Below are 18,844 nucleotides of genomic sequence, written 5' to 3' on the forward strand. Positions count from 1 at the left end.
ATGAAATTTCTGATGTTTGGCGCCGCGGCCGCGGCTGTATTGGCGGCCGGCGTTCCGGCGTTGGCGCAAGACAAGAAGCCCGACGCACCGGTCGAGGTGCGCGAACCCCAGGTTCGCACCACGCGCATGAGCGGCACCTTCGGCGGGCAGAAAATGAACTACACCGCGACGATCGGCGAAACGATCCTCAAGGCCGAAGACGGCACGCCCAAGGCGGCGGTCGTCACCACCGCCTACGTCCGCGAACCGCGCGATCCCAATCGCCCCGTCACCTTCCTGTTCAACGGCGGCCCCGGCTCCGGATCGGTATGGCTGCAGATGGGCGCCTTCGGTCCGACCCGCGTCGTCATCCCGTCGGACGCGCGCGACGATGGCGCGCCGCCCTATCCGGTGGTGCAGAATCCCGACAGCATCCTCGACGTCACCGACCTGGTCTTCATCGATCCGCCCGGCACCGGTTTCTCGCACATCCTCGGCAAGACCGAGCCCAAGGAGTTCTACGGCGTCACTGCCGATGCCAAGGCGGTGGCCGAAGTCATCCGCCGCTGGCTCAACGACAATGGCCGCTGGTCCAGCCCCAAATATCTCGGCGGTGAAAGCTACGGCACCACGCGCACCGCGGCGGTGGTCAACCAGCTCGAAGCCTCGACCTACAACGACGTCGGTTTGAACGGCCTGCTGCTGATCTCGACCGTGCTCGATTTCGCCGCCGGCGCCGATACGCCCGGCAACGAACTCAGCTACATCACCAACCTGCCGTCGATGGCCGCGACCGCGCTCTATCATGGCAAGACGCAAGGGCCCCCGACCGCGCAGTTCGTCGAGGAAGCGCGCCAGTTCGCGATCGGCCCCTATGCCGCCGCCTTGCTCAAGGGCCAGAAATTGCCGCCGGAAGAACGCGCGTCGATCCGCCGCCAGCTTGCACGTTTCACCGGGCTTAGCGAAACCTATCTCGAACAGGCTGACCTGCGCGTCACGCCGGGGCGCTTCTACAAGGAGCTTTTACGCGACCGTGGCCTCACCGTCGGCCGCCTCGACGCGCGCTACACCGGCAAGGATTATGACAATGCCGGCGAAGAACCCGACAACGACCCCAGCTTCTACGGCATCGACGCCGGCTACACCGCCGCGGTCAATCAGTGGCAGCGCGGGGCCTTGGGCTTCAAGACCGACCGCGAATATCAATCGATCGGCGGGCTTGGCGCGCAGTGGGATTGGCGCATCGGCGGGCGCGACGCCAACGCCTACCTCAACGTCACGCCCTACATCGGCAAGGCAATGCGCGAGAATAGCGGCTTGCGCGTGTTCGTCGCGCAGGGCTGGTACGATTTCGCAACGCCCTTCTTCGCCGCCGAATATGCGCTGACCCGGACGGGCATCCCACAGGACCGCGTCGAATATCATTATTACGACGCGGGCCACATGATGTACGTGCGCGACCAGGACCGCGTGAAGCTGTCGCGCGATATCCGCGACTTCATCCGCCGGCGGTAAGGTCTAGCGTCGCTCGCGCGCCAAGCGGCTCATCAGGATTGCGGCGCGCTTGGCCTGCTTGGCGATCGACGGGATGTCGACCACTTCGCCGGGCGCGTGCGCGCCGCGGCCGTCGGGGCCAAGACCCGCCAGGCTGTCGACATCCTTAGCGACGAAGCCGATGTCGCCCGCGCCGCGCTTTTCGGGGTCGAGCTCGCCCATTTCCGGCAGCCCCATGTCGCGGTTGACGGCATTGAGCTTGGCCAGGACGGCGCGGTTACCCTCGGTCGGCGCCATCGGCGGATAGCCGCCGTCGTCGAAGACGATCTCGGCCTTCGCGCCCGCCAGCGGCTGGGCGACGATCGCCCGCATCTTGTCCTTGGTCCGCGCGATCTGCTCGGGCGTCAGCGCGCGCAAATCGCCGCGGGCGATCGCGATCGGGGCGATGATATTGGTCTTGCCCGTCGCGCTCGCGCTGATCGACCCGGCGCCCAGCTTGGCCGTCTCGCCACCGGTGATCAGCCCGACATTATAGGTCAATTTGTCCTCGCGCAGCTCGCGCCGGAAGCTGTCGAGGATCCGCGCCAGCTCGTAATTGGCGCCAAAGCCGACGCCCTCGCGGAAGATGCCGCTCGAATGGCCGCTTTTGGCCGTCACCGTCACCGTCCAGCTGTCCGAGCTGCGCCGCGCGGTCGACCCCATGTCGCGCCCATTGTCCGTCGCCAGACCTTCGAAATCTAGCGCGACGTCGGCCCATTTGCCCGCCGCGATCAGCGGCGCGCGCGTCGTTTCGATCGGGCTTGCCGCATCCTCCTCGTCGCCGGTCATGACGACCATGATGTCGGCGCCTTTCAGCGTCCCCGCCGCCTGCATCGCGCGCAGCGCCGCGACGATCACCGCAATCCCGCCCTTGTCGTCCGCCGCGCCCGGGCCTTCGCCGTCATTGCCCTTGCGCGTCCAGCGCTGGAACGGCGAATGCGGTTCGAACACCGTGTCGAGGTGGGCGATGAGCAGCATCTTTTTGCCGCGCCCGTTGCCTTTGTGCGTGGCGACCAGATGGCCCGCGCGGCCGATATGCTTGAGGTCGATCCATTCGGTCTTGAAGCCCAGTGCGTCGAACTCCGGCCGCACCATCTTCCCCACCGCCTCGACGCCCGCGACATTCAGCGACCCGCTGTTCTGGTTCACCCAGCGCTCGAGCAGGCCGATCGTCCGCTCCTGCTCGGCATCGACCGTGGCGATCATCTTCTGCTCGGCGGAGGTGAGCCGCGCCGACGCGGGTGTTGCAAGAAGGGCGGAACAGGCGGCGATCGCGACCAGGAAGCGTGACGTCATGACGCCAGCCTAGCGCCGCCACCAGCCCGCGTCATCCCCTCCATGCGAACCAGAGAGCTTTCCTACAACCAACCAAAAAGGTTAGTCCGGCTCGACTCGGAGATCAGGGAGGCACTTTTGGACGACGAACTGGACAGCTTGCTCGACGCGCTCATCGATCGCGAGGGAGGTTATGTGAACCATCCCGCCGACAAGGGCGGGCCGACCTGCTTCGGGATCACCGAAGGGGTTGCGCGGGCACACGGCTATCGCGGCGCGATGCGCCAGTTGCCGCGTGCGGAGGCGGTCGCGATCTACAAGCGGCTCTACTGGCTGCGGCCGCGTTTCGACCAGATCGCGTTGCGCAGCCCGCGCGTCGCGGCCGAATTGTTCGACACCGGCGTCAACATGGGCCCGGCGGTCGCCGCGACCTTCCTTCAGCGCGCGCTGACCGCGCTCAACCGCAACACGACCGATTATGCCGATCTGACGCCCGACGGCCGCATCGGCGCGCAGACGCTCGCCGCGCTCGACGCCTTCCTGCGCATTCGCGGCAAGGCGTCGGGCGAACAGGTGCTGCTGCGCGCGCTCGAGGCGCTGCAGGCGAACGCTACCTGCGCCTGGCCGAGCGCCGCCCAGCCAACGAAGCGTTCCTCTACGGCTGGCTCGCGAACCGGATCGGTTAGCGCTGCCCGCGCCTTCGCGCGCGTAGCGAGTGCGACCTTTTGTGACTTTCCAAGCAGGAGAAGCCCATGAAAACCCTACCGCCGCCCGGCACGTTCGCCGAGGGCCAACGCTATATTTACGGTCTGCTCGCCGCCGCCGGCGGCATGTTCTGCGGCGCCTGCGCGCTCCTCATGGTCGCGCTTTTGATGTGGGGCGGCTGGTCGGTCGAGCACCAGCGGCTGATCCTGGTGATTTTCGGCTGGTCGCTCGGCGGCTTCATTGCGGCGATGGTCGCGGTCATCGTCGGCCTCCTCGCCGGCGGTCCGGTGGGCCGCTTCAAGGTCGCCGCCAACCGCGACGGCGCCTCGATCGAGGCCGATTGCGAAGGCCGGCCATGATGCTCCTGCGCCTGCTCGGGCCCAAGGGCGTTGCCGGCATTGCCGTCGCCCTCTGCCTGTCGCTGCTCCTCCTGCTGCAAAAGGCCGAGACGCGCCGCTTCCGCGCGCTCAGCGACGCCAACGCGCAGCGCCATCGTGCCGAACAAGCCGCCCATGCCGGCACCGTCGCCAATTACCGCGCCGCCGCCGCCGCCGCCCGCGCCGCCGACAAGGCCAATGCCGCGCGCATCGCCACCGAGCAGCGCGCCATCAACGAAAGGACGTCCCATGATTTCGAAGCCCGCCTGGCCGCTGCTCGCGCTCGCGCTGACCGCCTGCGCCGCGAAGGACAAGGTGCAGCCGATCCCCGCGCACGCGGAGATGCGGCAATGCCCAGCTTACCCGCTACCGCCGCCATCCCTGCTCAAGGCCCCGTCGAAAATCGACTTCCTCACCCCGACGCCCTGATCGCGACCGAACAAGCGATCCAGCTCGACGAACTGATCAAATGGGTTCGGGCGCAGCATGCCGTGCGGGTCGACGGCGGGCCTGGGGGATAGTGGCAGTCGCCGAAGGGGCCCTCTCGAGGCCCCAAAGCGAAGAGCGCGGCGCGCAGTTGTGGCAGATCCGCCGCACCCGCGCCGACGGTCATCTTGATCGGTGAGGGCTGTACTCCCCATATCGTCTCGATGACCTTGGAGCAGTTTCACGGGACCACGATCCTCGGCGTCAAGAAAGGCGGAAGGACCGTCATTGCCGGCGACGGCCAGGTCAGCCTTGGCAACACAGTCATCAAGCCCAATGCCAAGAAGGTGCGGCGGCTGGGCGAGACGGGCAGCGTCATCGGCGGCTTCGCCGGCGCCACCGCCGATGCCTTCACCCTGTTCGAACGGCTGGAGCGGAAGCTCGAGCAGTATAACGGCCAGCTGCTGCGCGCCGCGGTCGAGCTAGCCAAGGACTGGCGCACCGACAAATACCTCCGCAACCTTGAAGCGATGATGATCGTCGCCGACGCCGAGCAATTGCTCATCCTCACCGGCAACGGCGACGTGCTCGAGCCCGAAGGCGGGGTTGCGGCGATCGGGTCGGGCGGCAATTACGCGCTCGCCGCGGCGCGCGCGCTGTCGGATTACGAACAGGATCCGGAGGTGCTCGCCCGGCGCGCGATGCAGATCGCGGCGGAGGTGTGTGTCTTCACCAACGACCGCCTGACGATCGAGACGGTTGGCGAGTGATGGAAATGATCCGTTCGTGCTGAGCGAAGTCGAAGCGCGCTGGCCCGCCCGTTCCAAGAGCGCCCTTCGACAAGCTCAGGACGAACGCACTCTGTTGGATCGCAGGGCATTCACGCTGGGCAGCTCCGCCGCGCTGCTCTCGGCCTGCGCGACCGTGCCGCGCAGCGCGGGTTGCACCCCGCTGCCGCGCGTCCTGGTTGACGAAAGCCGCATCATCCGCCGGGTCGCCGGCCTTCGTCCGTACCGCGCCGCCGGCTTCGTCGTCCGCCGCGAGGCGCTCGGCGACAAGGCATTGGTGCACAATTACGGCCACGGCGGCGCCGGAATCACGCTCAGCTGGGGCAGCTCGCGCCTTGCTGCCGACCTTGGGCTGCAAGGTCACAGCGGGCCGGTCGCCGTTCTCGGCAGCGGGGTCATGGGACTCACCACCGCGCGGCTGGTGCAGGAAGCGGGGTTTCCGGTCCGCATTTACACCGCCGCGCTCCCCGCCAACACGACCTCGGCGGTTGCCGGCGGACAGATTTCGCCCTTCGGCCATTTCCGGGAGGATTCGGTCACGCCCGCGTGGATGGCGCAGTTCCAGGCGGCGATGGCCTATAGCTGGAAGCGCTTCCAGACCCTGGTCGGCGATCGCTACGGCATCCGTTGGCTGCCGACCTACGAAGAATCGCGGAACGCATCGTTCGCCGACGACTGGCTTAATCAGTATCACGCCAACGCCCGCGCGCTGCGCCCCGACGAGCATCCCTTCCCGGTCGAGAACATCGTCCGCTTCGACACCATGTATGTCGAAACCCCGCGCTTCATGGCCTGGCTGACCGATGAGTTTCTGAAGGCCGGCGGGACGATCCGCATGCGCAAGTTCGACACACTCGCCGACGTCGCGACGCTGCCCGAACGCCTGGTGTTCAACTGTACCGGCGTCGGCGCAAAGCAGCTGCTCGGCGACGATATTCTAACGCCGGTGCGCGGCCAGCTCGCGGTGCTGCAGCCGCAGCATGAGGTGCGCTACGCTTTCGCCGGCGATGCGGGCTACATGTTCCCGCGCGGCGACGGCATTCTGCTCGGGGGACGTTCGAGCGCGGCGTCGACGACCCGACGCCCCAGCCGGAAGATATCGCGCGGATCGTCGCGTCGCACCGCGAACTGTTCGCCAGCTTCCGCTGCGCCGCATGACCCGCCGCTTCGCCCTCCTTTCCGCATTGTCGAGCGCGGCCCTGTTCGGCTGCTCGCCCGCCGGCCTGCTCAACGGCGCAAGCCGGATCGCGGGCGATTCGGCGCGGCTTGCGGCATCGGGCGTGCCCTATGGCGCCGATCCGCGGCTCAAGCTCGACGTCTGGGTGCCCAATGGCCGGCCAAGCGGGAAGCTGCCCGTGGTCGTCTTCTTCTACGGCGGCGGCTGGGTCGCGGGGGAGCGCGCCGATTACGGCTTCGTCGGCCGGGCATTCGCCGCGCGTGGCTTCGTCACCATTGTCGCCGATTATCGGCTGGTACCGCACGTTCGCTTCCCGGTGTTCGTCCAGGATGCGGCGCAGGCCGTCCGCTGGACCCGCGACCATGTCGCCCAATATGGCGGCGACCCGGGGCGGATCCATCTCTCAGGCCATTCGGCCGGCGCCTATTTGGGCGCGATGCTCGCCCTTGATCGCCGCTATCTGCGCGGCGCCGGGGTCGATCCGGCGATCATCCGCTCGGCGGCGTTGCTGTCCGGCCCGTACGATTTCTACCCCTTCACCGAACAGCGTGGGCGCGACGCACTCGGCGCCTGGCCGCGCCCGGCCGAGACGCAGCCGATCACTTTTGTCCGCGGCGATGCGCCGCCGATCCTGCTGATGCACGGCACCGCCGACACCGTCGTCCAGCCGCGCAATTCGCAGCGGCTCGCCGCCGCGCTCAAGGCGTCGGGCGCCACGGCAGTGCTGCGGATGTACCCGGGCAAAAGCCACATCGACACGATCAAGTCGCTGTCGCCCTTGTTCCGTGGCACGACCAGTGCGCTTGCCGACAGCGTCGCCTTCTTTCGCACGCACGACGCCGCCGGGTTGAAGGCCGCGCCCGCGCGTCCAACATGACTGCCGACATGAACTATCATTCCCCCATTCCGCAGGGCGGTGACGACGTGCTCAAGGACAAGCTCACGCCCAAGGCGATCGTCGCCGCATTGGACGAACACATCATCGGCCAGGACGATGCCAAGAAGGCGGTCGCGGTCGCGCTGCGCAATCGCTGGCGCCGCCAGCAGCTCGGCCCCGAATTGCGCGACGAGGTCACGCCCAAGAACATCCTGATGATCGGCCCCACGGGGTGCGGCAAGACCGAGATCAGCCGGCGCCTGGCGAAGCTCGCCGACGCGCCGTTCGTGAAGGTCGAAGCGACCAAGTTCACCGAGGTCGGCTATGTCGGCCGCGACGTCGAGCAGATCGCCCGCGACCTGGTCGAGGAAGCCGTGCGGCTCGAGCGCGAGCGGCGCCGCAACAAGGTCCGCGCCGCGGCGGAGGAGGCCGCGATGGAACGGCTGCTCGACGCGCTGACCGGCAAGGGATCGAGCGAGGCGACGCGGGCCACCTTCAAGCAGCGCTTCACCGAAGGCAGCCTCGACAGCGCCGAGGTCGAGATCGAGGTCGACGACGCGCCCGCCATGCCGTTCGAGCTTCCGGGCATGGGCGCGCAGGTGTTCGACTTGAAGTCGATGATTGGCAAGCTCGGCGGGCAGCAGCCCAAGGCGCGGCGCAAGCTCAAGGTGCCCGACGCCTTTGCCCGGCTGACCGATGAGGAAGCCGACAAGCGCCTTGACCCCGACGACGTTAATCGCGCCGCGCTTGCGGATGCGGAGGCCAACGGCATTGTCTTCCTGGACGAGATCGACAAGATCGCGGTCAGCGACGTGCGCGGCGGATCGGTCAGCCGCGAAGGCGTCCAGCGCGACCTGTTGCCGCTAATCGAGGGGACGACGGTTGCGACCAAATACGGCCCGCTCAAGACCGACCACATCTTGTTCATCGCCTCGGGCGCGTTCCACATCGCCAAGCCCGCCGACCTGCTCCCCGAATTGCAGGGCCGACTGCCGATCCGCGTTGAATTGAAGGCGCTGACACAGGAGGATTTCGTGCGCATCCTGTCGGCCACCCGCGCCAGCCTGACCGAACAATATCAGGCCCTGCTCGGCACCGAGGGCGTGACGATCGAGTTCGCCGAGGACGGCATCGCCGCGCTCGCCCGCATTGCCGCCGAGGTCAACGAGAGCGTCGAGAATATCGGCGCGCGGCGGCTTCAGACAGTGATGGAAAAGCTTCTCGAGGACGTCAGCTTCGAAGCCGAGGACCGGCGCGGCGAAACGTTGCTGGTCGACGCTGCCTTCGTCGACGCGCAGCTTAGCAGCATCGCCCGCAACGCCGATTTGAGCAGGTATGTCTTGTAACATCCTCCCCGCGGGTTCGCGGGGAGGTGGCAATCCGAAGGATTGACGGAGGGGTTCTATCCCATGTTGCGGGCAAGAACCCCTCCACCATCCTCGCTCGCGCGAGGATGGTCCCCCTCCCCGGCAACTGCCGGGGCGGATGGCTTACGATACCGCCACGTCAGTCCCTGGACGAACGGCGGCCACAGGCTGGTCTTTACCCCCGCCAGCCGAAGCTTGCCCGCGGCCCAGCTGTTGCATGTTCGAATCGCATTCGCCTTGCCCGTCGCGCGATAGAAGGCGTCGTTGGGGCCATAGCCCGGATGGTCGATGCGCCGCGGCGGGCCGCCGAAGTCGCTTCGGATCGCGGCCCACAGCCGGCGATATTCCTCGGGCCGCAAGGTGATCGCCCGCATCCCCGAATGCGGTTCCGGCAGATATTCGACGTGCATCACTTGCCTGCCGCCGGTCAGCGCCGACCAGATGGTTCGCGGCGTGATGTCCCACCAGGTCGGGGTGTTGAGATAGACGCGTTCTTCCCCCGCCCCGAACGCGACCCAGCGGGCGTCGGGCGGCGGCGCGGCGAAGTCGCGCTTGGGCACCAGCGGCGCCCAGTCGAGCCCGTTGGCCCGCACCGGCATGACGATGTCGGCATGGACGCCGTTGCTGGCGAGATAGACGGTGACGCCCTCGTCGGGCTCGACCCAGCCGCGATTGACCGGGACCAGCGACCCGATCAGCGCGGCGAGCAAATAGAGCAGGGGCACTGCGAGCAGCGCCGCCGCGAACCTTTTGCCTGCCTTGCCGACTTTCCCCCTGCGCCGTCGCCGTGCCAACCGCGTGTCCCTTGCCTTGCTGATGAGGGCTGCCTAGATGCGCCAGCCTAGTCGGGGCGTAGCGCAGCCTGGTAGCGCATCACACTGGGGGTGTGGAGGTCGCTGGTTCGAATCCAGTCGCCCCGACCATCGAATTTCAACGAAAGTCACAATTCGCGAATGTTGGACCAACCCATTTTGCTGATGGCGCAAGCGGCACCGGCCGGAGAACCGAGCGGAACTTCGCAGATCCTTGTCGGGATCATGCCGTGGCTTCTGATTTTCGTCATTTTCTATTTCCTCATGATCCGTCCGCAGCAGCGCCGGGTGAAGCAGCACCAGGCGGCGATTGCGGCGGTGAAGAAGGGCGACCAGGTGATCACCGGCGGCGGCATTCGCGGCAAGGTGGTCAAGGTCAGTGATGACGAGGCCGAGGTCGAGATTGCCAAGGATGTCCGCATCCGCGTCATCAAGTCGACCATCAGCCACGTGCTCGACCCCGCGACCAAGCCGGCCAACGACTAAGGTTCGACGAGGGTGCTCGATTTCCCGCGCTGGAAGATATTCCTGATCACGTTGGTCGTCGCGGCCGGCGTGTTCTTTTCGATTCCCAGCCTGATCGCCGGCACGTCGCTGGCCGACAAATGGCCCTCATGGTTGCCGGGCGACAAGATCAATCTCGGCCTCGACCTTGCCGGCGGCAGCCACTTGCTGCTGGAGGCCGATTCCGTCGACGCCGCGAAGCAGCGCCTCCAGGCGATGGAAGATACGGTCACGACGGAGATGCGCCGCTCACCGCGCGTTGAGATCGGTGACATTTCGACGACCGGCGGCCGCGTTTCGTTCATGGTCCGCGATCCGCGCCAGGTCGACACGGCGGTCGAGCGGCTGCGCGCGGTCACTCAGCCGGTGGGCATGACGGGAAGCCGCGACTGGGATGTCCAGGTGATGGATTCGACCCGCGTCGTGATGACTCCGACCGCGAGCGGCAATCAGCGCGCACTCAAGGATGCGATGACCGTCGCCCGTGACGTCGTCCGCCGCCGCATCGACCCGCAGGGCACCAAGGAAATCACCGTCATCAACCAGGGTGAACAGCGAATCCTGGTCCAGGTGCCGGGCGTCGAAGATCCCGAGGCGCTGAAGACGCTGATCGGGCAGACGGCGCGGCTGGAATTCAAGCTGGTCGACACGACGGCCGATCCCAATCTCGTCCTTCAGGGCCGGGCCCCGGCGGGTAGCCAGGTGCTGCCGATGGCCGATGGGACGGGCGCGGTCGCGGTCAAGCGGCGCGTCATGGTCTCGGGCGATCAGTTGGTCGATGCCAAGCAATCGTTCGACCAGAATGGACAGCCGGTGGTGTCGATCACCTTCAATTCCGCGGGTGCGCGCCGCTTCGGGCGGGCAACGCAGGAAAACGTCAACAAGCCCTTCGCCATCATCCTCGACGACAAGGTTCTATCGGCGCCGAATATCAACGAGCCGATCCTTGGCGGTCAGGCGCAGATCAGCGGCAATTTCACCGTCGAAAGCGCCAATGCGCTCGCCATCTCGCTCGCCTCGGGCAAATTGCCGGTGAAGTTGAACGTGATCGAAGAGCGCACGGTCGGCCCCGACCTCGGCAAGGATTCGATCGAAAAGGGCGCCATCGCAAGCATCGTCGCGACGCTCGGCGTGATCGCCTTCATGCTCATCACCTACGGCCGCTTTGGGGTGTATGCGACGCTTGCGCTGATCGCGAACGCCTTCCTGATCCTGGCGATCATGGCCTTTTTCGGCGCATCGCTGACGCTGCCCGGAATCGCCGGCTTCGTCCTCACCATCGGCGCGGCGGTCGACGCCAACGTGCTGATCAATGAGCGCATCCGCGAGGAACAGCGGCGCGGCCGGCGAATCCTCGATGCGATCGAAACGGGGTACAAGGAAGCTTCGACGGCGATCTTCGACGCCAACATCACCAACGTCATCGCCGCCGGGCTGATGTGGTATTTCGGGTCCGGCCCTATTCGCGGCTTCGCCGTGGTGCTGATGATCGGCATCGTCACTTCGGTGTTCACCGCGGTCAATTTCACCCGGATGCTCGTAGCCCTATGGGTCAAGAGCAAGCGTCCGCGCGTGCTGCACATTTAGGGCCCCATCATGAAGCTCCTGAAGCTTGTTCCCGACAACACCAACATCGACTTCATGCGGTGGCGCAACCTTGCGCTCGTCCTGTCGCTCCTTGCCACTCTCGCCAGCCTGACCTTGGTTGGGGTTCGCGGTCTCAACCTGGGCGTGGACTTCGTCGGCGGGCAGATGATCCGCACCACCTTCGCGCAGCCAATCGAGGTCGAGCAGTTGCGCAGCCGGGTCGGCGCGCTCAATCTGGGCGATGCCAGCATCCAGGAATTCGGCGGTCCGACCAGCTATCAGATTCGTCTGCCGCGTCCCGAGGGCGGAGAAGCGGCTGCCAACCAGGCCGCAAGCCAGGTCCGCAACATGTTGGAGCGCAGCTATCCGGGGGCGCGCGTCGATTCGGTGGAGACCGTATCAGGCAAGGTCAGCGAGGAGCTTGCCACCGACGGCGCCTTGGCGATCGCGTTGGCGATGTTGGGGATCGCCATCTACATCTGGTTTCGCTTCGAATGGCAGTTCGGCGTGGGCGCACTGCTCACGCTTGGGCATGACGTGTCGATGATCTTCGGCTTCTTCGCACTGACCCAGCTGCCGGTGGACCTCAACGTCGTTGCGGCATTCCTGGCAGTCGTCGGCTATTCGCTCAACGATACCGTCGTCATTTACGATCGAATCCGTGAAAATCTGCGGAAATTCCGGAAGATGGCTATCGTCCCCCTCATCAACCTGTCGCTTAACGAGACCCTTTCGCGGACGATCGTGACCTCTGGTTCGATTCTTCTCGCCCTGGGCACCTTGCTGTTGCTTGGTCCGGAAGTGATTTTTCCGCTGACCCTTGCGATCTTCCTCGGCACGGTGATCGGCACCTATTCGTCGATCTACATCTCGGCTCCGGTGCTGGTGTGGCTGGGGGTCAAGCCCGACAGTTTCCTGCGCACGGCGAATGACGAAGTGCCGGAAGGCCACGCCGCCTGATCCGTTCAGCCTAGGTTCGTCATTGCGAACGGAGTGAAGCAATCCACGTGGCGGGGATGCTTCGTCGCAAAGCTCCTCGCAATGTCGGGTAAGGCTTGTTCCTGCCTTGGCCTGTCACGGGGCCCACGCTAATGAGGTTCAGATGCTCAAGCTTTCGCGTTCCGCTCTCCTTCTGATGACCGTCGCTGCCGTGCCCCTGGCCGGATGCGCTTCGGGCGGGACCAAGGGTGCCGACACGGCCTATGTCGCGCGCGATGTGAACACGCTTTACGCGGCGGCCAAGCGCACGCTCGACAGCCGCGATTATGAGACCGCTGCCAAGCTGTTCGATGAAGTCGAGCGCCAGCATCCTTATTCGGTGTGGGCCCGCCGGGCCCAGCTGATGAGCGCCTTCAGCTATTATATGGCGCGCAAATATCCGGACACGATCAGTTCGGCGCAGCGATTCGTTACCATTCACCCCGGCAACGCCGATGCGCCCTACGCCCATTACCTCATTGCGATGAGCTATTATCAGCAGATCGAGGACGTCACGCGCGACCAGGCGACCACGCAGCAGGCGTCGAGTGCCTTCGGTGAGCTTATCCGCCGCTATCCCAGCAGCCGCTACGCCGCCGATGCGCGCCTCAAGCTCGACCTCATCAACGACCATCTCGCCGGCAAGGAGATGGAGATCGGCCGCTTCTACCAGCGCTCGGCCAACTGGCTCGCGGCGAGCATGCGCTTTCGTGAGGTCGTCGATAAATATCAGACCACCAGCCACACGCCCGAAGCGCTCGAACGGTTGGTCGAAACCTATCTCGCGCTCGGCGTCCCCGAAGAGGCCAAGAAGACCGCCGCGGTGCTTGGGCGCAATTATCCCAACAGCTACTGGTACCGGCAGGCGCTTCGCTTGCTCCTGAAGCACTATCCCGGTGCGACCCCGGTCCAGGCGCAGACCGCGACGCGCGGTTAACCTGACTCGGCGGGCGCTCGGCAGCGGATGCTGAGGCAGCTCGCCATCCACAATATCGTGCTGGTCGACCGGCTCGAGCTTGAGTTCGCGCCGGGGCTGGGCGTGCTCACCGGGGAAACCGGCGCGGGCAAGTCGATCCTGCTCGATTCGCTTGGCTTGGCGCTGGGCGCGCGCGCCGACACGGGCCTCGTCCGCAGCGGCGAGCAAGGCGCAGCGGTCTCGGCCGAACTCGAACTTCCCCCCGATCATGCGGCGATCGCCCTGCTCGCCGACCAGGGGGTCGAGCGCGAACCGGGCGAGCCGCTAATCTTCCGCCGCACGCTCAAGGCCGACGGCGCCAGCCGCGCCTTCGTCAATGGCGCCTCGGTCCCCGCCGGGCTGCTGCGCGAGATTGGCGCGCTGTCGGTCGAGATCCACGGCCAGCATGACGATCGCGGGTTGCTCAATCCCAAAGGCCACCGCGCCTTGCTCGACGCGTTCGGGCGGATCGACACCGCGCCGGTCGCGGCGGCGTGGAGCGAGGTTTCGCGGATCGAAGCCGATCTTGCCCGCGCCCGCGACGATGCCGCCGCCGCCGAGCGCGACCGCGAATGGCTCGAACATGCCTCCGAGGAAATCGCCAAGCTTGCGCCCGAGGAAGGGAGGAGACGCGCCTGTCCGAAGAGCGCGCGGCGATGCAGGCCGGGGTCAAGGCGGGCGAGACGCTGACCGGGCTCGACGATCTGCTCGGCGGATCGGAGGGCGCGCTGGCCCTGTTGCGCCAGGCAGCTCGGCGAATCGAGCGCGGGGCTGCCGATCATCCGTTGCTTGGCGAGGCCCTGGCATCGCTCGACCGCGCGGTGATCGAAACGAGCGAGGCCGAGGAGCGCATCGCCCGCGCCGCCGATGCGCTGGCGTTCGACCCCGACCGGCTCGAACGCACCGAGGCGCGGCTGTTCGATATCCGCGCGCTTGCCCGAAAGCATCGCGTGGAGGCGGACGCACTTGCCGCGCTTGCCGCGCAGATGGGCGAGCAATTGGCGAGCATCCAGGCCGGCGGCCGGCGCATCACCGAGCTTGAGCGCGAACTTGCCTCCGCGCGCGAAAGCTTTGCCGCTGCGGCACGGCGGCTGAGCGATGCTCGTGCCGAAGCCGCCACGCGTCTCGACGCCGCGGTGGCGACCGAGCTTGCGCCGCTCAAGCTCGACGCCGCGCGGTTCCGCACCGCCATTGCGACCGCCGAGCCCGGCCCGTCGGGCACCGACCGCGTCGAGTTCGAAATCTCGACCAACCCCGGTGCGCCGTTCGGTCCGCTCACCCGCATCGCCTCGGGCGGCGAACTGTCGCGCTTCATCCTCGCGCTCAAGGTCGCGCTGGCCGAAGCGGGAAGCGCGGCGACGATGATCTTCGACGAGGTCGACCGCGGCGTCGGCGGTGCGGTCGCGAGCGCCATCGGCGACCGGCTCGCGCGCCTGGCCGAACAATCGCAGGTGCTGGTCGTGACGCACAGCCCGCAGGTCGCGGCCCGCGCCGCGCATCATTATCGCATCGAAAAGTCGCATGGCGACGGCGGCACCCGCACCCACGTTCGCAAGCTCAGCGACGCCGAGCGGCGCGAGGAGATTGCGCGCATGCTGTCGGGCGCGGCAATCACCGACGAGGCCCGCGCCCAGGCCGCGCGCCTGCTCGACGCCGCATGACGTCTTACGTGGCGCTGCTGCGCGGCGTGAACCTTGGAAAACGGCAGCTGAAGATGGAGGATCTGCGGCGCATTGCCGGCGATCTCGGTCTCGAAAATCCCTCCACCTATATCGCCAGCGGCAACCTTCTCTTCGCCAGCGAAAAGAGCGAGACGGCGTTGAAGTCCGCGCTGGAAGCGTCGCTCGCAGCCCATATGGGCGCGCCGGTCGGGGTGATGATCCGCACGGCGGCGGAAATGGCGGCGGTTGCGGCGGCGTGCCCGTTCGACGTGCCCGGCAATCGCGCTGTCGCGATCTTCCTCGACGCCCCACCGCCCGCCGATGCCGCAGAGCACGCCAAGAACCAGGCGAATGAGGAGATCGCGCTTGGGGGGCGCGAGCTCTACGTCCATTATCCCGACGGGCAGGGGCCGTCGAAGCTGGGTCTTCCGGCGGCGGCCAAGGGCACTGCGCGTAACATGAACACGGTGGCCAAGCTGGCCGAGCTGGCTATGGGAAAAGCATGAGCCGCGAGACCGAGTTCGACCTGGATTTCAACGGCGAGACGCTGCGCAGCGTCTTCGTCGGCCGCCGCGACAATGCGGTGCGACCGACGATCATGCTGATTCCGACCGTGATGGGCGTGTCCGAGCTTGAGCTGGGGTTCGGCCGGCAGTTGGTCGAGCTCGGCTATAGCGCGTTCGTCGCCGACCTGTTCGGGCGCCGTTTTCGGCCCGGCGTCGACCGGGAGGCGGCCTTTGCGGCAATGGGGAAGCTCAAGTCGGACCGCGCGGCGTTGCGGGAGCGGCTGCTAGCGTTGCTCGACCAGATGCGCGGGCTCGAGGCGGTCGATCCGGCGCGCATCGCGGTCGCCGGCTATTGCTTCGGCGGCATGTGCGCGCTCGACATTGCGCGGAGCGGGGCGGATGTCGCCGCGGCGGTTGCCTTCCACGGCCTGTTCGACCCGGCGGGCCTGCCGCCGCAGCCGATCAAGGCGAAGGTCGTCGCCTTTCACGGCTGGGACGACCCGATGGTTCCGCCCGACGCGGTCGTCGCGCTGGGCCGCGAACTGACCGAGGCCGGCGCCGACTGGCAGATCCACGCTTATGGCCAGACGCAGCACGGCTTCACCAACCCCGGCGCGCAGGGCGCGATCCCCGGCGTGCACTATCAGCCGATCGCCGCGGAGCGGTCATGGACGTCGTTCATCAGCCTGCTGGAAGAGGTCTTCGGGTGACCAGCGAGCTGAGCGAAGCGCAGGCCGCCAACCGTCTGATGCGGTTGGCGAAGGAGATTGCGCGGCACGACAAGCTGTATCACGACCAAGACGCGCCCGAGATCAGCGATGCCGACTATGACGCGCTGGTCCGCGAGAACCGCGAGCTAGAGGCGCGATACCCGCATCTCGTACGCGCCGACTCTCCCTCGAGGCGGCTCGGCGCTTCGCCCACCGGCCCGCTGGCGAAGGTACCGCATGCGCGGCCGATGCTCAGCCTCGACAATGCCTTTTCGGCGGAGGAAGTACATGAATTCGTCGCGCGCGTGCGGCGTTTCCTCAACCTCGCCGACGACGAGCCAATCGCGCTCACCGCCGAGCCCAAGATCGACGGCCTGTCCTGCTCGCTTCGCTACGAGCATGGCCAGTTGGCGCTCGCCGCGACGCGCGGGGACGGAGCGGTGGGTGAGGACGTCACGCCCAACGTCCGTACTATCGGCGACATTCCGCAGGCGATCAGCGGCGCGCCCGACGTGCTTGAGGTGCGCGGTGAGGTCTACATGTCCAAGGCCGACTTTGCCGCGCTCAACCAGCGGCAGGAGGCAAGCGGCGGCAAGATCTTCGCCAACCCCCGCAACGCCGCCGCGGGCTCGTTGCGGCAAAAGGACCCGGCGATCACCGCGGCGCGTCCGCTGTGCTTCCTCGCCCACGGTTGGGGCGAATTGAGCGAGCCATTGGCGATGCTTCAGCTGCTGGCGATGCGGAAGATCGAATCCTTCGGCTTTCCCGTCAGCGACCTGCTGAAGCGATGCGAAACGATCGAAGAGGTCCTCGAACATTATGCCGCGATCGAGCAGGCGCGCGCAGACCTGCCCTACGATATCGACGGCGTGGTCTATAAGGTTGGCCGGCTCGATTGGCAGGAGCGGCTGGGCTTCGTCGGCCGCGCGCCGCGCTGGGGTCTCGCGCACAAATTCCCCGCGGAGAAAGCCGAAACCACGCTCGAAGCGATCGACATTCAGGTCGGGCGCACCGGCAAGCTGACTCCCGTCGGCCGGCTCAAGCCCGTCGGCGTGGGGGGCGTGATCGTCGCCAACGTCACCCTTCACAATCGCGACGAGATTGCGCGACTGGCCTTGCGCGTCGGCGACCGCGTGCGCATCCAGCGCGCCGGCGACGTCATCCCGCAGGTCGTCGAGAACCTCACGCGCGATGTGAAGCGGCCCGCTTATGTCTTTCCTGACCATTGCCCCCAATGCGATTCCGAAGCGGTGGCGGCGGAGGGTGAGGTCGACGTCCGCTGCACTGGCGGGCTTATTTGTCCAGCACAACGTTTCGAACGGCTGAAACATTTCGTATCGCGCGGTGCGCTCGATATCGAGGGGCTGGGCGAAAAGAGCATCGCCGAGTTCATCGCGCTCGGCTGGCTTGGCTCACCCGCCGACATCTTTCGCCTGCGCGCGCATCGCGGCGACTTGCTCGGCCGCGAAGGCTGGAAGGAGAAGTCGGTCGACAATCTGCTCGCCGCAATCGAGGCCAAGCGCGCGCCCGACCCGGTGCGGTTCCTGTTCGGCCTCGGCATCCGCCACGTCGGGGTGGTGACCGCCAAGGACCTGCTCAAATGTTTCGCGACGGTGGAGGAATTGCGCCGCGTCGCCACCTCGCCCGATGCGCAGGCCGAGCTTGCGGCGGTCGAAGGCGTCGGCCCGGTCGTCGCCGAGGCGCTGGTCGATTTCTTCCACGAGGATCACAACCGCGCGGTGCTCGACGACCTCCTGTCCGAAGTCACGCCGCTACCCTTCGTCAGCAACGCACGCCAGACCGAATGGAGCGGCAAGACCATCGTCTTCACCGGCACACTCGAAACCATGAGCCGCGACGAGGCCAAGGCGCAGGCCGAGCGCCTGGGCGCGCGAGCGGCAGGTTCGGTCAGCGCGAAAACCGACCTGGTTGTGGCAGGGCCGGGCGCCGGATCGAAGCTCAAGAAAGCCGAGGAACTTGGCGTCCGCGTGATCGACGAAGCGGCGTGGGCGCGGATCGTCGCCCAATCCTAGGCTTCGCTCAGCAGGTGCGCCCGCCGCGGCGGCAATCGGTGTCGCCTCGCTTGCCCTGGTATTGCCCCCAATGCTCCTGCATCTGATAGCGGGAAAGCACCCATTCGCGCTCGGTCATGCAAGTCCGCTCGTAGCGGAACAGCGAGCCGGTAATCAGCGTCCGCTTGCAGATCTTCGCGTCCGGCGCCGCGTCGCCCAGGCGAATCGGATTGAAGGCCGGCTGCTCCCGCCCGGGAATGCGCCAATTGACCACGCCTTCGTGAACCGAACGGGTCGGCTTGCCATTGGGCCCAATCACCGACTTGAACACCGCATGGCGGACGATCATCGCGCAGGTTTCCTCGTCGAGCCGCGGATGGCCGCTGCCGTGGGTCACTTCGCAGCTGGTCGGGCTGGCCTTGTCGTCGAGACGCACGACGAAGAAGACCGGGCCCTGCTCGCCCGCGGCAAGCGCTCGCGCGGGATAATTCTGAAACACGACTTCGCTGATCTGCTTCATCCGCCGCGATTGCTTGTCGGACGTCTCGCGCGCCGCGAGCGGGCCCGGGATCATCAGCGCGGACATTAGGGCGATCGACAGGGCGCGCATCGCAC

Annotated in this window: 16 protein-coding genes, 1 tRNA gene and 3 pseudogenes; 17 read left to right on the forward strand and 3 right to left on the reverse strand. The window is 66.7% G+C overall.

Annotated features, from left to right (window positions below):
• The gene (locus H9L13_RS04740; RefSeq protein ID WP_187539482.1) at positions 1–1,494 is read left to right on the forward strand and encodes a S10 family peptidase; all 1,494 of its coding nucleotides are present in this window, start codon (positions 1–3) and stop codon (positions 1,492–1,494) included.
• 3 nt (positions 1,495–1,497) lie between these two features.
• Here the strand turns inward: H9L13_RS04740 and H9L13_RS04745 are convergent, their stop codons facing one another.
• On the reverse strand, positions 1,498–2,808 hold the full coding sequence (locus H9L13_RS04745; RefSeq protein WP_187539484.1) for a M20/M25/M40 family metallo-hydrolase: 1,311 nt from the start codon (positions 2,806–2,808) through the stop codon (positions 1,498–1,500).
• Positions 2,809–2,925: 117 nt separating this feature from the next.
• On the opposite strand from H9L13_RS04745, the pseudogene H9L13_RS04750 reads away from it, so the two are divergent.
• From H9L13_RS04750 to hslU, 7 genes and pseudogenes are all read left to right on the forward strand, one after another.
• Positions 2,926–3,473 (forward strand): annotated as a pseudogene (locus H9L13_RS04750) (glycoside hydrolase family 108 protein).
• A 66-nt stretch (positions 3,474–3,539) separates the two neighbouring features.
• Positions 3,540–3,851 carry a hypothetical protein gene (locus tag H9L13_RS04755; RefSeq protein ID WP_187539486.1) on the forward strand — a complete coding sequence of 104 codons (312 nt, stop codon included), beginning with the start codon at positions 3,540–3,542 and terminating at the stop codon, positions 3,849–3,851.
• A complete protein-coding gene (locus H9L13_RS04760; protein WP_187539488.1) occupies positions 3,848–4,390 on the forward strand; it encodes a hypothetical protein in 543 nt (180 codons plus the stop codon). Before H9L13_RS04755 ends, H9L13_RS04760 begins: the two co-directional genes overlap by 4 nt.
• A gap of 129 nt (positions 4,391–4,519) precedes the next feature.
• Positions 4,520–5,065 (forward strand): ATP-dependent protease subunit HslV, encoded by a 546-nt coding sequence (gene hslV / locus H9L13_RS04765; RefSeq protein ID WP_187539490.1) that lies wholly within the window; start codon positions 4,520–4,522, stop codon positions 5,063–5,065.
• Positions 5,066–5,219: 154 nt separating this feature from the next.
• Positions 5,220–6,125, forward strand: a pseudogene (locus H9L13_RS12720) (FAD-dependent oxidoreductase); the annotation flags it as partial.
• 112 nt (positions 6,126–6,237) lie between these two features.
• Positions 6,238–7,137 carry an alpha/beta hydrolase gene (locus H9L13_RS12725; RefSeq protein ID WP_235091196.1) on the forward strand — a complete coding sequence of 300 codons (900 nt, stop codon included), beginning with the start codon at positions 6,238–6,240 and terminating at the stop codon, positions 7,135–7,137.
• 8 nt (positions 7,138–7,145) lie between these two features.
• A complete protein-coding gene (gene hslU / locus H9L13_RS04780; RefSeq protein ID WP_187539494.1) occupies positions 7,146–8,483 on the forward strand; it encodes an ATP-dependent protease ATPase subunit HslU in 1,338 nt (445 codons plus the stop codon).
• Positions 8,484–8,539: 56 nt separating this feature from the next.
• On the opposite strand, the gene H9L13_RS04785 is transcribed toward hslU, so the two are convergent.
• Complete coding sequence (locus H9L13_RS04785) at positions 8,540–9,298, reverse strand: TIGR02117 family protein (RefSeq protein WP_187539496.1); 759 nt, start codon at positions 9,296–9,298, stop codon at positions 8,540–8,542.
• A 52-nt stretch (positions 9,299–9,350) separates the two neighbouring features.
• Here H9L13_RS04785 and H9L13_RS04790 point away from each other — a divergent pair.
• The 9 genes and pseudogenes from H9L13_RS04790 (at position 9,351) to ligA (ending at position 18,250) form a co-directional block, all read left to right on the forward strand.
• Positions 9,351–9,427: transfer RNA gene (locus tag H9L13_RS04790), tRNA-Pro, on the forward strand.
• A gap of 30 nt (positions 9,428–9,457) precedes the next feature.
• The gene (yajC, locus tag H9L13_RS04795; RefSeq protein WP_187539498.1) at positions 9,458–9,802 is read left to right on the forward strand and encodes a preprotein translocase subunit YajC; all 345 of its coding nucleotides are present in this window, start codon (positions 9,458–9,460) and stop codon (positions 9,800–9,802) included.
• A gap of 12 nt (positions 9,803–9,814) precedes the next feature.
• Positions 9,815–11,407 (forward strand): protein translocase subunit SecD, encoded by a 1,593-nt coding sequence (gene secD, locus H9L13_RS04800; protein WP_187539500.1) that lies wholly within the window; start codon positions 9,815–9,817, stop codon positions 11,405–11,407.
• Positions 11,408–11,416: 9 nt separating this feature from the next.
• Entirely contained in the window at positions 11,417–12,367 is a 951-nt protein-coding gene (gene secF / locus H9L13_RS04805; RefSeq protein ID WP_187539502.1) for a protein translocase subunit SecF, read from the forward strand.
• 142 nt (positions 12,368–12,509) lie between these two features.
• Complete coding sequence (locus H9L13_RS04810; RefSeq protein WP_187539504.1) at positions 12,510–13,322, forward strand: outer membrane protein assembly factor BamD; 813 nt, start codon at positions 12,510–12,512, stop codon at positions 13,320–13,322.
• Positions 13,323–13,349: 27 nt separating this feature from the next.
• A pseudogene (gene recN / locus H9L13_RS04815) lies at positions 13,350–15,001 on the forward strand (DNA repair protein RecN).
• A gap of 8 nt (positions 15,002–15,009) precedes the next feature.
• Positions 15,010–15,507, forward strand: coding sequence for a DUF1697 domain-containing protein (locus tag H9L13_RS04820; RefSeq protein WP_223176482.1), 498 nt, complete (start codon positions 15,010–15,012; stop codon positions 15,505–15,507).
• Positions 15,504–16,217: a dienelactone hydrolase family protein gene (locus H9L13_RS04825; RefSeq protein WP_187539507.1), complete on the forward strand. Its 714-nt coding sequence runs from the start codon at positions 15,504–15,506 to the stop codon at positions 16,215–16,217. The genes H9L13_RS04820 and H9L13_RS04825 overlap by 4 nt, the downstream gene beginning before the upstream one ends.
• Positions 16,175–18,250, forward strand: a complete 2,076-nt coding sequence (gene ligA, locus H9L13_RS04830) for an NAD-dependent DNA ligase LigA (protein ID WP_187539509.1) — start codon at positions 16,175–16,177, stop codon at positions 18,248–18,250. The genes H9L13_RS04825 and ligA overlap by 43 nt, the downstream gene beginning before the upstream one ends.
• A gap of 7 nt (positions 18,251–18,257) precedes the next feature.
• On the opposite strand, the gene H9L13_RS04835 is transcribed toward ligA, so the two are convergent.
• A complete protein-coding gene (locus tag H9L13_RS04835) occupies positions 18,258–18,839 on the reverse strand; it encodes an energy transducer TonB (RefSeq protein WP_187539511.1) in 582 nt (193 codons plus the stop codon).
• Positions 18,840–18,844 lie beyond the last annotated feature (5 nt).

This window comes from Sphingomonas lutea (assembly GCF_014396785.1).
GTDB classification, from domain to species: domain Bacteria; phylum Pseudomonadota; class Alphaproteobacteria; order Sphingomonadales; family Sphingomonadaceae; genus Sphingomicrobium; species Sphingomicrobium luteum.

Bases quoted from the DNA above. Each gene is read 5' to 3' on its own strand.
- H9L13_RS04740 (WP_187539482.1), top strand. From the start codon at position 1: ATGAAATTTCTGATGTTTGGCGCCGCGGCCGCGGCTGTATTGGCGGCC.
- H9L13_RS04755 (WP_187539486.1), top strand. From the start codon at position 3,540: ATGAAAACCCTACCGCCGCCCGGCACGTTCGCCGAGGGCCAACGCTAT.
- H9L13_RS04745 (WP_187539484.1), bottom strand. From the start codon at position 2,808: ATGACGTCACGCTTCCTGGTCGCGATCGCCGCCTGTTCCGCCCTTCTT.
- H9L13_RS12725 (WP_235091196.1), top strand. From the start codon at position 6,238: ATGACCCGCCGCTTCGCCCTCCTTTCCGCATTGTCGAGCGCGGCCCTG.
- H9L13_RS04835 (WP_187539511.1), bottom strand. From the start codon at position 18,839: ATGCGCGCCCTGTCGATCGCCCTAATGTCCGCGCTGATGATCCCGGGC.
- H9L13_RS04825 (WP_187539507.1), top strand. From the start codon at position 15,504: ATGAGCCGCGAGACCGAGTTCGACCTGGATTTCAACGGCGAGACGCTG.
- ligA (WP_187539509.1), top strand. From the start codon at position 16,175: ATGGACGTCGTTCATCAGCCTGCTGGAAGAGGTCTTCGGGTGACCAGC.
- H9L13_RS04810 (WP_187539504.1), top strand. From the start codon at position 12,510: ATGCTCAAGCTTTCGCGTTCCGCTCTCCTTCTGATGACCGTCGCTGCC.
- hslV (WP_187539490.1), top strand. From the start codon at position 4,520: ATGACCTTGGAGCAGTTTCACGGGACCACGATCCTCGGCGTCAAGAAA.
- yajC (WP_187539498.1), top strand. From the start codon at position 9,458: ATGTTGGACCAACCCATTTTGCTGATGGCGCAAGCGGCACCGGCCGGA.
- secF (WP_187539502.1), top strand. From the start codon at position 11,417: ATGAAGCTCCTGAAGCTTGTTCCCGACAACACCAACATCGACTTCATG.
- hslU (WP_187539494.1), top strand. From the start codon at position 7,146: ATGAACTATCATTCCCCCATTCCGCAGGGCGGTGACGACGTGCTCAAG.
- H9L13_RS04760 (WP_187539488.1), top strand. From the start codon at position 3,848: ATGATGCTCCTGCGCCTGCTCGGGCCCAAGGGCGTTGCCGGCATTGCC.